This is a genomic window from Leptospira hartskeerlii (assembly GCF_002811475.1).
GTDB classification, from domain to species: Bacteria; Spirochaetota; Leptospiria; order Leptospirales; family Leptospiraceae; genus Leptospira_B; species Leptospira_B hartskeerlii.
Genome location: NZ_NPDL01000002.1, coordinates 314764 through 326677, shown reverse-complemented (window position 1 = coordinate 326677; position 11914 = coordinate 314764). Strand labels below are relative to the sequence as shown.

Annotated in this window: 8 protein-coding genes; 2 read left to right on the top strand and 6 right to left on the bottom strand. The window is 40.5% G+C overall.

Annotated features, from left to right (window positions below):
- Positions 1-250: 250 nt before the first annotated feature.
- Entirely contained in the window at positions 251-1492 is a 1242-nt protein-coding gene (gene leuA2 / locus CH352_RS04490) for a 2-isopropylmalate synthase LeuA2 (protein WP_243396235.1), read from the top strand.
- A 75-nt stretch (positions 1493-1567) separates the two neighbouring features.
- Positions 1568-3004 (top strand): DUF2079 domain-containing protein, encoded by a 1437-nt coding sequence (locus CH352_RS04485; RefSeq protein WP_100705475.1) that lies wholly within the window; start codon positions 1568-1570, stop codon positions 3002-3004.
- A 4-nt stretch (positions 3005-3008) separates the two neighbouring features.
- Here the strand turns inward: CH352_RS04485 and CH352_RS04480 are convergent, their stop codons facing one another.
- The 6 genes from CH352_RS04480 to CH352_RS04455 are packed head-to-tail and all read right to left on the bottom strand — an operon-like array spanning position 3009 to position 11846.
- Complete coding sequence (locus tag CH352_RS04480) at positions 3009-3275, bottom strand: hypothetical protein (protein ID WP_125169470.1); 267 nt, start codon at positions 3273-3275, stop codon at positions 3009-3011.
- Positions 3276-3300: 25 nt separating this feature from the next.
- Positions 3301-5715, bottom strand: coding sequence for a hypothetical protein (locus tag CH352_RS04475; protein ID WP_100705477.1), 2415 nt, complete (start codon positions 5713-5715; stop codon positions 3301-3303).
- A 9-nt stretch (positions 5716-5724) separates the two neighbouring features.
- A complete protein-coding gene (locus CH352_RS04470) occupies positions 5725-6342 on the bottom strand; it encodes a TetR/AcrR family transcriptional regulator (RefSeq protein ID WP_100705478.1) in 618 nt (205 codons plus the stop codon).
- A gap of 34 nt (positions 6343-6376) precedes the next feature.
- Positions 6377-6982, bottom strand: a complete 606-nt coding sequence (locus CH352_RS04465; RefSeq protein WP_100705479.1) for a TetR/AcrR family transcriptional regulator — start codon at positions 6980-6982, stop codon at positions 6377-6379.
- Positions 6983-6987: 5 nt separating this feature from the next.
- The gene (locus CH352_RS04460) at positions 6988-10287 is read right to left on the bottom strand and encodes an efflux RND transporter permease subunit (RefSeq protein ID WP_100705480.1); all 3300 of its coding nucleotides are present in this window, start codon (positions 10285-10287) and stop codon (positions 6988-6990) included.
- Complete coding sequence (locus CH352_RS04455) at positions 10284-11846, bottom strand: TolC family protein (RefSeq protein ID WP_207766642.1); 1563 nt, start codon at positions 11844-11846, stop codon at positions 10284-10286. The genes CH352_RS04460 and CH352_RS04455 overlap by 4 nt, the downstream gene beginning before the upstream one ends.
- Positions 11847-11914: the final 68 nt, after the last annotated feature.

Here is an 11914-nt window from a genome sequence, read left to right as displayed (position 1 = left end):
CAATTTGCCGAGTCTAAAGGTAAGTATGGCGCAAAATTTCTTCCAAGCTAATATGCTCGGTCTCCTCTTACTCCTTCTTTGGAGTTGAGAGGACGGAAACTTGCGTGTGCAAAAACCCGCCTCTGAGCGGGTTTTTTTGTTTTAGGGCTATTCCCGGCAAAATCTCTCGCATGAGGCCGGAAAAAGAGAGAGCCCAATGGAACAAAAATCAGACGCGATCGCCGCGACACAATATCCTTCTATCCAAGAAATGATCATTCCCGGCCAGGGTTTGAAAACTCCTCTTGTATCTCCATTCTTCATGGACGTTACATTGAGAGATGGTAACCAAGCCTTACGCAAACCTTGGAACCTAGAAGAAAAAGAGATCATATTTAAGAGACTTGTAAAGTTGGGAGTGCAAGGGATAGAAGTTGGATTTGCATCCGCAAGCAAACAAGACTTCGAAGCATGCTCTTATCTTTCTTCTTTAGCCCCGGAGAATGTTGCAATCTCCAGTCTTTCCAGAGCAGTGGAGAAGGAGATAGATCTTTCTTGGGAAGCGATCCGAAAAGCTCCTCGCCCACGAATTCATATTGTTTATCCGATCAGCGATTTTACGATACGGAATGTTTTGGGAATTTCCGAAAAAGAAGTTAAGGAAAATATAATACGATCAGTTTCATACGCACGAAAATTGGCGGGAAATTTCGGAGAAGTACAATTCTCCGGAGAACATTTCGGGGATTCATTGGAGAATATGGACTTTGCTGTGGAAGCTTTCCAAGCGGCTTTAGATGCAGGTGCAGATGTGGTTAATCTTCCGAATACTGTCGAAAGATACAGACCTTATTTGTTCGTCGCAATGGTCCGAAAAGTTGCGGAGTCCTTGCCGGGGGGAAGTAAAATCTCAGTCCATACTCATAATGATTTGGGAATGGCGACCGCCACTACTGTAGAAAGTTTTTTTGCAGGAGCCACTCAATTGGAAACCGCATTAAACGGTTTGGGCGAAAGAGCCGGGAACACAAACACTTACGAAGTTGCGATCGCCCTTCATAATTGTGGAGTCAAAGTGGACTTAGATCTTCAAACGATTTATGAGACGTCTCGGATCGTTTCTCGCATGTCTGGAATTCCTATCCCGGAAAAAGCTCCTTTGATCGGAGAAGATGTGGTTGCTCATCGAAGTGGGATCCACCAGGATGGAGTTTCCAAAACAAAAGACATGAAGAAGGGAGCATATCGTGCTTTTGATGCAAACTTGATCGGAAGACCTGAAGGAGATAGGATCGCTTTTACAAGCCAATCAGGTAAATCCGCAATTTATGAAATCCTAATGCAATCAGGGATCTCGGTTTCTAAGGAAGAAGCATCTAAATTGCAGCCTATCTTGAAATCCATCTCCGAAAATTCTGGAGGAGGAGAATTGTCGATCGAGGAGATTAAGATGGAATTGAAAAATCTTCGGAGTTTAGAAGTGTCGGATCGAAAAAAAATTTCTATAGATTAACTTGGGAATCCGGAAGAATAAAAATAAGTATTTTCAATCGGTTTTAGCTGACGGAAATTGGTTCGTAATTTTCCTATGAATCTTCTCAGATACGGAACCGAAAGAAAGTCCTGGATTTTATTCTTAGTTTCTCTAATCTATTTAATAACACTTTCCGGAATCCAATATATAACCCTTCAAATCGAATGGCATGATTCAGGATCGATCTTATATGCACTTGCAACTCCAAAATCAGTCGGATATTTTTGGTCTTATGAATTTGGCGTTCCATTTCTCCAAGAACATAACTCCTACATACTCGGTTTACTTTCCTTTCTTTTCCATTTCTTTCCTTATCTAGAGTTATGGCTAATTCTGCAATGTTTTAGCATATCCTTCGGTATCGTATTGCTGGAGCGTTATTTTTCAGAAATAATGCCGGAGTTTGAATATTCCTGGGTTTTAAGTCTAACATTTCTGCTCAACCCATATGTAACTCATGCACATCTTTATCCTCATTTTGAGAATCTATGGATCCCTCTCTTTTCGGGTTTTTTACTTTATGCGAATCGAGGTTCTTTTTTAATCTCTCTTCCCTTTCTTTTACTTGCATTGATGGTCAAAGAAGACGCCTGGATCTATGCAATAGGAGCAACTTCTCTACTATTTAGAAGAGTCCGAGGAAAAACATTAGCACTCTATTTTTTTATAATATTACTATATGTAGGGATCGTGCTAGCCTGGTTTACCCCGACATATTTTCCGGATAAAGTATCACATTTCTCCGATAAATGGGGAAAAAGTAAATCTGAGCTCTTGATCGATCTATTCCAGAATCCTTTTTCTTACCTCAAGCTGCTAATTTCCGGACAATTCAAATATCTATTTGTAAGCGTATTATGTTTACCGATTTTTTCCGGTTGGAGAATTCTTCCAGGAGTTGTCGTGGCAGGGCTCTGGATGTCTTCTATATCCTTGGATAGAGCATTTCTTTCTTTTTATTTTGGGCTTCCAGCTATATTACTATTTTATTATTCGATTCCTTTCGCGATCTCAAACTTTTCCGATCGACTTACCAAGTTTGGAAAAGATAGAAGATGGATACTTCTTCCCACGATCGGGCTTATCCTAATATCGATCTTCCTTTTACTTTTCCCCGGGAATTATAGTGGTCGCGGACCTACGGTCGCCAAACTGATAAAGAGAGGGAAAGCCAATACCTTAAATTCGATCCGTGATACTTTCACCTTAGTTCGTTTAAGGTCCGGATGTGAAGAAAAGGTTTTCGCTTCCTTTTCTTATGCTGCGTACTTGTTTTGTGGAAACGACATTAAGATGCCTTACCATGATTGGAAAAAAATCGAGTCCGGACAATGGTATCCGGACTTGATCGTTCTGCGTAGCCCAGAAGAAGAATTAGTATCTGCTAGCAAATCAGTTAGCGAAATGATCCTTTATTTCGATAAGAATCAATTATATCGAAAAGAAGATTACGGATCTAGAATACTTGTATGGCGGAAGATAGCGCCTTAATGAGTTAGTTACCGCTGCAGTATTTTTTTCCAAAGGAACCGGATACACATTTTCCAGATCCGATACAATCTCCATCATGATTGCATTGTTTTCCTGATTTTCCACTGCTCCCGTGGTCGAATTCTGGTTTTTTAGTACAAACCCCGCCTGTACATTGTAATCCGAATCCGCATTGGATATCACTCGTGCAGGAATCTCCTTTATCTCTATCTCCTGCAAACACCCCGAAAGTGAAAAAAGCTAATATAGAAAACACCAAAATGTAACGCATAAATTCTCCTTTATTTCCTACATTTTCATTTTTCAAAAATTCTTTTCAAGGAAATCTTTTCGATTCGGACTCCTGATTTTCCTTCTACAAATACTCTGAATTCCAAATCATCCACAATAGGACGTTTCACTTCAAATAATAAAGTTTGAATACTATCCCTATCACCTTTTTGAATTTCTAATAACCGATCTGAACCATGCTTACATACAACATCGAACTCCGCATTCTGTAGGTTTTTTCCGATAAATTGTAGCTCATATTTTCCACTCGGTAAGGTAAGGTATGGACCGTAAACAAGAGGACCGCGGTGCCTTGTTGCTGAAATTGTTCCGTCTTCTTCTATCTTGCCGACTTTAGATAGAAATCCTCCTTCGGCCGGATTCCATTCCATTTCGATCGGTCCGTTAAAAGAAATTTTATCCGATATTTCGATCCTGAAAACTTGGAGATTCAAGTTTTTATGATATAGAAATTCGGGAAACCTTTGTACTGATTCGATAGGAAATCGTCCTCTTAAATCTAGATTTGCTACTTTATAGAATTTTAAACTATCTTTGTAACCTGAAAAATCTCCATTCTGTATGATGTAGACCTTTTTTCCCAATTTCAGAAGTTCCGGAACCTTTTTCAGAAATTCCAAAGAATCTTTGACTATGAAAATATTTCTGCCATAAATATAACGCAGCGGACTTGCGATTGATCTTTTAGTAGTAAAGTATACACTTTCGTCGATTGGCATTACTTTGGAGAATTGACTATAACCTTCCAAATAAGATTCCATCATTGGTCGAAACAAAATCAAATTCGACCTCCAGATAGTATAAGCAAGTCCAGATAGGAATCCTAAAATTAGGACCGAAGTTTTCCATTTCTTGTCTAAGACCGGAACCGATCGGATCCCCAAGAAAGAACCCAAAATCGCGAACGGAATAGAAATAATGACCCATCTCCTAGTGGCCCAAAAATGATCAGGGGCAATTTTCGGATCTAATAAATATAAAAACAATAATAGAGAACCTGCAAAGAATAAAAAAGAAGTTCGAATTCCCTTCCTTCGAAATAAGAAAAGATCAAATGCGAAAGGAAGGAAGATGAACAACCAAAATGGAACATACCAAAAGAAGGTCAGAAGGGAATTTACTGCTCTATACTGAGATAATGTAGAGTTGTTCAACTCATTTACGAAATTTGGTCGAATGAAACAAGCAAATCCAATCAAAGCGATAAAAAATAGCCATGTAAGAATACGCAGAAACTTCTTCTTCTCCTTTAACCAGACTCTTAGATACTGTAAAACTACGGGCGCATTCTTCCATATAACTATTTCTGCAAAAATAAATCCTACAGAAAAACCAAAACCGATAACCATAAACTTTACGAATTCCCAATGCGCTTGTATATACCGTAGAGAACGATAATATGAGTATATCGCTGCAATGATGCTTACAACAGAGAATGAAACAAAAAAGAATAGAAAATTCTTAAAGTGTTTGGGGGAAGCTAATAACAAATATGCGGAATAAAAAGCTAATAATGGAAAATAAGTAAAGCCGTCAATCCGAAGAAGACAGCTGATCCCAAAAACCGCGCCTATGGCCGACATAAGAAAACTATTCTTAGTCTTAAAGAATGTTTGCAATAAGTAGGCAGTGAGCAATATCAAAAATTGAGAAATAGGTTCAGATAATGTTGTTCGAACATTCCACAATTGTGATACATTTAAAACGTATAAAACCGTAGCTGCCCCTGCAACTAACGGATCGGAAAGTCTTCTTAGAATTAAATAAAAGAGAAAAATAGAAAGAAATCCGAAAACCGAATTTATTCCGAGCAATCCGAACATCCCAAATAGATCATAACCGACTGCTAGATATGCTGGTAAGAGATGAAAAAAAGCAGGGACTCTTCGCTCAATCGATTCTCTTGGATCCAAGGATCCAGCTTGATAATCGAGTAAGACAGAATCTCCGAAAATATTACGGATCAATGCAGAATCAGGTATATCCAGATTAAAACCGCCGGTCTTTGCGATCACATATCCGAAAATTGTATATTGCCCCTGATCTCTTCCTCCATCTATATATTGTGTGGAAAAACCGGCATAAAGATAAAATGAGAAGAGGGAGAAGATCAGAAGAAGTAAAAGCTCTTTTTTTCCGATTTCCAAAACGGAAAACTTCTCCTGCAATTCTTGTGATCTAAGTTTTAGATAAGCAATTAGGCCAATGCTTGCAAAAAATATGATAGAATATATTACTCTATCGAAACGATAGAGTCCAAAAGCAACCAACAGAAAGGCAGTTAGGCCAATCCAAAGTAAGACTAATGAAATAGATACGACTGCAAGCCCAAGCTTTCCTAACTCCTTATAACGAGATAAGAATAGAAAATAGACTACGACTGAAAAGAAAAAGCTTAGAAAGAAAAAGAATACGATCACTTGCCTACTTTAGATATCGTCTCTTTTTACGATCCCGTAAAAGATAATATTATCCAACTCTTGGACCAGATCTCGGATAGAATATGGAGTCTGCGCTAAAAAGTTCGGGTCGAACATTGCTTCGGAAGCTGCTGAGTGGATGAGAAGCACGATATCCGGATTTACATCGGAACGAATTTCACCGTTCTTGATGCCGGTCTCGATCATCTTCCTCATTGTCCTGTTTATATTTTTTTCTTTTAGGGACTGGATTTGTTTCCAAATGTCGGGAGCTTGGTCACGGATCTCTCTTAGAAATTCGTTCATTCCGTGAGGGATTTCGGAGGATAGACAACCTCTCATTGACTGGATTTTTTCTTTAATGGATTTTTCCGGGTCTTGGAAGATCCCTTCTATTCTGCCGTGAATTCTGAGATGTTTATCAGTCATCACTTCTTTTAACAATTCATGTTTATTGGCGAAGTGTTTATAAAGTGTTTTACGACTGATCCTAAGAGTTCGGGCGATCTCTTCCATTCGAGTTTTCGCAAAACCGTATCGCAAAAATAGCTCGAACGATTTTTCGAATATTCTCTGACGGACTTCGTCCTTCTCTTGGGTTAGTTCTTGTTCCACGGCGCTGTGCACTTTATTATCCCCCTTTCGCTTAGGAAACGATTTTTCAATCTAAAGACGATTTTAACGTCTCTTTTCCTCTGCGTATTATGCCATAAAGAAAAATATTGTCCAGTTCGGATATATCATCCCGACGCTCGGTCGGGCTTTGCTCCCACTTGTAAATAGCATCTGAACAGGCAATTAATGCCATGATGAACAAGTCGGGCCTCAAGTCCGCTCTGAATTCTCCTAATTTTTTCCCCTCTTCCAATAAGCTTTCTATTTCAGTGTCTATTAATTGGACCCTTTTGGCCTTCACCATTCTCCATATTTCCGGAATTTGATCCTGCAATTCCTTCCATAATGCGAAATGGCTGGGCCTACAAACATCCAATAACTCTTTTCTCATCTTCACAAATCGTTTAGAGAAGTCCAGAGCCTCATTATTTCGAATTCTTTTAAGTTTAAAGGCAGCCCTAGTTTGGCGATAGTCTGCAGTAGCTTTTAAAACTTCTTCTTTGTTCGAATAATATTCGTATAAGGTTTTTTTTCCGATTTTGGACTCTTCTACAAAGTCCTCCATTCTAGTTTTCGCATAACCTTTCCTCTGAAAGACCCGAGATGCCCCGAGTAATACTCGGAGCCTATTTTTTTTCTCGGCGAAGTTCATGATAATTATCGCGCATCCGGATCCGGAGAGTTTCTACGGACCAAGCTATTAAGTTTTTCTATATAGGAGAATGCAGCCGGAACCACTACTAACGTAAGTATGGTTGAAGAGATCAATCCACCGATGATCGCGACCCCCATACTTGTTCTTTGCTTGGATGCTTCGTTCAATCCGATCGCAATAGGGGCCATACCCGCTATCAAAGCGAATGAGGTCATTAGGATCGGGCGAAGACGTTCTCTTCCCGCCTCTATAATCGCTTCTTTCATTTCCACACCTCTTTGTATGAGCTGGTTCGTGAAGTCCACGAGCAAGATCGAGTTCTTAGTAGCCACCCCGATGAGCATAATTAGCCCGATCATGGAGAATATATCCAAGGACTTTTGGGTTAAGAATAAAGCGATGAACGCACCGCAAAGTGCCAAAGGAAGAACCAGCATGATCGCGATCGGTGTGATAAAACTTTCATACAAGGAAGCAAGAACCATGTAGATGAATAACACCCCAAGTCCCATAGCGATCCCAAGAGAAGTTCCCATCTCCTTAAAGTTCTCAGCCTGTCCTGTGTATCCGATACGAACTCCAGGAGGAAGAGGCATTTCTGTTTGAGTAAGTTTAGTTACTTCTTCCATTGCTCCACCCATACCTGGTCCATCCGGATTTACGTCCGCATAGATCTCCACAGATTGGTTTCTGTTCATACGGTTGATAGTTGCAAGACCTGTGGTCTCTTCCGCTTTTGCAACGTTTTGGATCGGGATCATCATGTTGTTGAAGTTAGGAACGAAAGAATTGTAGAAATTATCCTTCAAATCTCTCTGCCCTTCTTTCAATCGAACACGAATATCGTATTCCACTCCGTTCTCTCGATAAACCGCAGGAGTAGTGCCTTCTACCAAGGTTCTCAATTCTGTTCCGATGACAGTTCCTGGAATTCCGAGTAAAACTTCTCTATTGCGGTCAGGCACAACTCTGAATTCGGGAGCACCTGCTCTGTAACTTGTATCCACATCCAGAAGTGCTTTAGATTCTCTTAATTTTTCGAAAAGTTTTCTGGAATATTCTTCCACTACTTTTCCGTTTTGTCCGCTTACAACCAGAGTGAAAGGTCTTTGTCCTCCACCCACGTTATCCACATCCTTTACGATCGGGTTTGCGTATGAGAAGGATTCCAATTCTTTACGAAGAAGGTCCTTGAACTGAGAAGTGTTCATCTTCCTTTCTTTCGCCGGGATCATTTCCACGAACATTGTAGTAGTCCTATTCGTATTGAACATAGCTACCAATTTTACTTCTTTATGAGAAGAGATCTCTTTATACGCTTCCTGGGCGATCTCCGCCATTTTTTGTACGGAAGTGCCAGGAGGCATGTCCAAGGTGACTTGGAATTTTCCTTGGTCTTGCGCAGGTAAGAATGTTTTCGGAATATACTTGGTCAGCATTAAGCTGGCAACGAAGATCAAAACTGCCCCACTCAAAATAAACACGGGACGTTTTAAGGTGAATTTCAAAACGCTTGCGTAAATATTTTCCAACCAAGTTTGGAATACGTTAAATCCGGATAAGACTGAATCCAGTCCTTTCTCTATAGGAGAAAGAATTCTACCTAAAACTCCGAATACAAACTTTAAGAGCTCGAACAAAGTAGAGAATACTTTGGAAACAATTCCTTTTGGAGCCTCTTGAGCTCTTATCTTGGAGAATGCAATCTCTTCTAAAGTTGTGGTCGCTCCATTCTTCTTCTTTTTCTTTCCTTCTGTAGAAACGCTTAAGAATTCTTGTGAAGAATGTCCATGACCTGCTTGTGCATGTGATCCTGAAATTTTTCCACCAAAATAAGCGGATAACATTGGAGCGATTGTAAGAGCGTCATAAAGAGAGATCAAAAGAGCAAAACATACTGTTAGTCCGAATTCTCTTAAGAACTGTCCCACTACTCCGCTTACGAACGCGATAGGCAAGAATACCGCGATCACAGTCATAGTGGTTGCGATTACCGCTAACGTTACTTCTTTTGTTCCTTCTGTGGAAGCTTCTCTTGCGGTTTTACCCATCTCCCTATGCCGGAAAATATTTTCCCGAACCACGATCGCATCGTCTATGAGAAGTCCGACTGCCAAGCTCAATGCAAGGAGCGTCATTACGTTTACTGTAAATCCTGCAACGGCCATTAAAATGAACGCACCTAAAAGTGAGTTAGGTAATGCAAGTCCTGTGATGATCGTGGATCTCACACTCCCTAAAAACAACAGAACTACTACGATCGTGAGTGCTATTCCTATGATGATTGTTTCTTTAACGTCGTATATATTATCGTCGATCTGAATGGAGTTATCGTTCGCAATAGAAAGAACTGCACCACCTTCTCTTCTAGCGAGTTCCTTGTTTAGATCATCGATCCTTTTTTTTACTTCTTGAGCGACAGCAACTGTGTTAGAACCCGATTGTTTGAATACCAACAAGAAGACTGCCTTCTTACCGTTGAAGTATGCACGAGTGCTTTCGTCCTCAAGGGTATCCACTACTTCTCCCAATTGTCCTATCTTAACAGGAACCTCGTTCCCGAATAAGGAAATAGGAGTGTCTCGGATCTCTTGAGGAGACTTGAATTCATTGATGGTTCTATAAACCAATTCTGAATCTGCCTTACTCACTTTACCTGCAGGGATATTCGTTCCACCGGAAGCCAAACGATTGGAAACCACAGAAGCAGGGATCATATGTTGTTTTAATTTTTGGCGATCAAGAGCAACGTGGATCTCTCTTTTACGTCCGCCATAGATCGTGATATTTCCCACGTCCTTAGCGGTTAAAAGATTCTGTTTGATCTCTTCGTTAGCGATATCGTAGATCTGTGCTTCACTCAAGTTTGCATTCAATGCAAGAATGATGATCGGCTGGTCCGCAGGATCTATCCTTCTGATGATAGGCTCTTTAATATCGTTCGGCAATTTAGGTTTTACCGCAGAGACCTTATCTCTTACCTGCTGTTCCGCGTATTTCACGTCGGTCTCTAAGGTAAACTCCAAGATGATAGTTCCGGAACCTTCGCTACAAGTAGAACGGATCCTTTTCACTCCGGAGATAGTAGAAAGTTCGTCTTCCACCGGTTTTGCGATCAGAGTTTCGATCTCGTTGGGCGCCGCTCCAGGATAAGGCACAGTCACTGTGACTACCGGAATCGTTACGTTAGGAAAAAGGTCCACACCCAACTTGTTCAGGGAAAGATATCCCGAAACAAGAATGATGAGAACCGTACAGGTAATAAATATCGGTCGTTTGATCGATAACTCTGCAAAATTCATTTTTGGTCTCCGGTATTTTGGTTCAGAACTTCTTCGGCATCCATTCCGTATTTGCGGAACAGAGTCCCTTTAGAGAGCTCGTATTGTACTAGCGCCGAGTTATAATTCACTTTTGCTTGCATCAGTCCGTATCTAGCCTGAGCTACCAGGTCCAATGCATTCTTAACGTTTACGGATGTGGCTCTTCCGTATCTATATCTGGGCAGAATGCCCGAGTAAAACTTCTCCGCTTGAAAGAGATTCTTTTTTGATTCTTCGAGGATCTCATGAGTAGTGTTGATCTTTTGCAGCCCTTGCCTTACGTCAGTTTTAACCTGCTCTTTTGTTTGCTCCAAAAGAAGATCCATCTTCCTACTTTGTGTTAAAGAATTTTTATATTCCGCTCTCGCTGTATCATTTCCAAGAGGATAATCCATTTTGATCTCTGCGGAATTTTGGGTAAATCTACCGGCACCTATTCCATCAAAACTCTGGGGGAAATTACGATCGTATTCTCTAGAATTGTAAGTTCCACTCACATAAAGAGAAGGCAATAATCCGTTTTTAGAGATCTCAAGCGCGGTCCCCGCATTCTGTTTTTGTAAAGCGATACTTTTGAAATCGTACCGATGGTGGAAGGCTTCTTCCGTTTCTGAATCTTCTGCGCCTAAAGAAGGAAGAGAATCGTCTAGAACTAAGGAGAAGTTCACTTTAGTTTCCGGATCTTTTCCAAGAGAAACGAGTAAATCTCTACGGACCCTATCTTTCTCCAATTTTGCCTGTCTGTGTTGATTTTCTGCGGAGATCAAAAGTGCGTTCCATTGTCCGGACTCGTAATCTTCCGCTACTCCCATACGAACCTTGGAAGTAGTGATATCTTTTACATTCCTCACACTTTTAACGAGCAGCTCTGCAGTTTTAAGATTTTCGTCCGCTAAGGATAAATTCCAAAAAGCGAGTAAGGACTGGACCACGGATCTAGAGAGAGTGTTCATCGCGTCCAATTTTCTGACCGCGGAACTTCTCCTGCTGATCTCTAAGGATCTTCTTTGTTGGTATCCGAAAATATTCTTCAGTAATTCCTGTTTAAGTGTGAAACCAAGATTTGCAAAGTGAAGACTTGGCTGCGCGAATTGTTGAGCGATTGTTCCTTGTTGTTCCGGTCTTTTCCCCGCATCCGTTTCGTAACGGTTATCCGATACTGTTAAACCCGCGGTGGTTCCTGTATTAAAAACTTTTGATAAACCTGCGGAGATAGTGTTACTTGTGATCTCTCGACCTTGCAGAGTATATTGGGGAAGAGGTAAGTTATTCGTCTTTTGAGTATTAGCGGTTAAAGTTCCGACAAAATTATATTTACCGTTCTCCTTTTCCCAATCATACTCGGAGTTCTCTAAGTCCAGTCGGCTCATCTTTGCCTGGACTGAATTCTCCAAGGAGTAACGGATAAGAGAGGTAGTGGTCCAGACTCCTTCCTTCTCCAGATCGTCCCGAGTATCTCCAAAGATAGAAAGTGCACTTAGAAAAATACCTAAGTAAGTAATACCACGAAAGGCTGCCTGATTCTGTTTTTCTTGCATAACATCCAAAAGGAAACATTTATAGTATATTTTGTTTCCATACATAGGAAACAAAATATATTTTTATT

Bases quoted from the DNA above. Each gene is read 5' to 3' on its own strand.
- leuA2 (WP_243396235.1), top strand. From the start codon at position 251: ATGATCATTCCCGGCCAGGGTTTGAAAACTCCTCTTGTATCTCCATTC.
- CH352_RS04465 (WP_100705479.1), bottom strand. From the start codon at position 6,982: ATGAACTTCGCCGAGAAAAAAAATAGGCTCCGAGTATTACTCGGGGCA.
- CH352_RS04480 (WP_125169470.1), bottom strand. From the start codon at position 3,275: ATGCGTTACATTTTGGTGTTTTCTATATTAGCTTTTTTCACTTTCGGG.
- CH352_RS04485 (WP_100705475.1), top strand. From the start codon at position 1,568: ATGAATCTTCTCAGATACGGAACCGAAAGAAAGTCCTGGATTTTATTC.
- CH352_RS04455 (WP_207766642.1), bottom strand. From the start codon at position 11,846: ATGCAAGAAAAACAGAATCAGGCAGCCTTTCGTGGTATTACTTACTTA.
- CH352_RS04460 (WP_100705480.1), bottom strand. From the start codon at position 10,287: ATGAATTTTGCAGAGTTATCGATCAAACGACCGATATTTATTACCTGT.